Source organism: Candidatus Paracaedimonas acanthamoebae, from assembly GCA_017307065.1.
In the GTDB taxonomy this organism is placed as follows: Bacteria; Pseudomonadota; Alphaproteobacteria; order Caedimonadales; family Caedimonadaceae; genus Paracaedimonas; species Paracaedimonas acanthamoebae_A.
Window position 1 is genome coordinate 1 of the sequence record JAFKGL010000048.1, and the last position, 1,428, is coordinate 1,428.

Consider the following 1,428-nt stretch of genomic DNA (forward strand, 5'->3'; position numbering starts at 1 on the left):
TACATAGAAGTACTACCTTCCTGTCTATAGGCACCATAAATCACCCTAAGTGACCAGCGTCAAGATAGCAATCAAGGGGTTTTTTTTTTTTTTTTTTTTTAGGTCGTTTACAATTTCATGACACTCTTTTAGTGTTCCTGAATCTCGGCACCGGCCTTCTGTAGGGCCTCAGTCAAGGTACCCTATCCGTGCATATCGAGGAAGATGTCGCATCCACCAACGAACTCTCCTCCAATGTAGACTTGAGGAATTGTGGGCCAATTGGAATAATCCTTCACTCCTTGTCTGAGGACCTCGTCTTCCAAAATGTTGTAGTAGTCATACTTGGCGAGGTTCTCTCTGCGCAATACTTCGACGACGGCGCGAGAGAGGCCACACTGAGGCGACTTGGGCGTTCCTTTCATGTAAACCACTACAGGCGATGCCTTGACCTGCTCAGCGATGCGCTCGGCAACTGGCTTTGGAGAAGAGGTGTATTTGCGAATCTGCGCAACGGACATCTGCTTCATGCTCGCCGCGATGCGAGTGGTGGCCAGATAACGGGAGCCGATGGAGGCGACGGATTTCGACGAGGCGAATCTGCGCACAGAGGCGCGCGACGAAGTGGCAACACGGCGCGAAACGGTGCGCACGGCCACCTTGCGAAGGTACGTCTGCAATTGGGCCACAAAGCAAGTTGTCCAGGGTCAGAAAATGAGAGATGCAAATCTTCGTGGAATCCAAGCAATTTGTGCCCTCCATGAGCCTGTTGCGGGTTGTGCGAGAGTCATTAAGAAGGGTGAGAGAGTGTGGCGTACAGAAGCGAGGCTGGAGTTCATGGTGAGGCAATGCACACAGTGGTGGACGAGGAAGAACTGATCGAAGCGGCCGGTCGAGAGGGTCAAAACGAGGCTACCATCTTAGATGGCCTCAGTCTCGCTCTCACCCTACGACTACACTCATTAACCGGCTCACTTCAACGTACAGTGGCACCCTCTCGGAAATTCGCACATTGGAACAGGAGATCTGGTCCAAGGAGTGGAGATATTGGTAATTCTTTCGTCGGTTCCTTTGGCTAAACGACTTTGCAGCTTTGAACAACGTCACTGACTCGTAGAAATCCTTCTCTGGTACGTTACATTTGACATTCTACACTTTCAGCGCTGAGAATGCACCTCAGAAGCATATCCAGGCAGCACAATGGACTTCGTTCCACTTTCGAACCACTGTTTCGCGCCTCTGGTCTTGGATCACAATCTACCCCGTTCACCTGCTGTTCATAAGATCATCTTGGTTGACTAGTAACTGACATTGGGAAAATTGCGTCTATTTGTCAATGTAGGAACCGACAGCTACCGCGAGTTTACGCGGTCGATAACACAAGGCTAAAAGCCCCCCCTCAACTGTACCACCAAGGACTATCATCGCCTATGTCGAACCAAACTAGCT

2 protein-coding genes are annotated in these 1,428 nt (G+C 50.4%); one reads left to right on the forward strand and one right to left on the reverse strand.

Translation table 11 applies throughout. The annotated features are described in order from the left end of the window. Positions 1–182 precede the first annotated feature (182 nt). The gene (gene grxD / locus J0H12_07645; GenBank protein MBN9413771.1) at positions 183–500 is read right to left on the reverse strand and encodes a Grx4 family monothiol glutaredoxin; all 318 of its coding nucleotides are present in this window, start codon (positions 498–500) and stop codon (positions 183–185) included. Between the two features lie 193 nt (positions 501–693). Here grxD and J0H12_07650 point away from each other — a divergent pair, with 193 nt between their 5' ends. Further along, on the forward strand, positions 694–858 hold the full coding sequence (locus J0H12_07650) for a hypothetical protein (GenBank protein ID MBN9413772.1): 165 nt from the start codon (positions 694–696) through the stop codon (positions 856–858). Positions 859–1,428 lie beyond the last annotated feature (570 nt).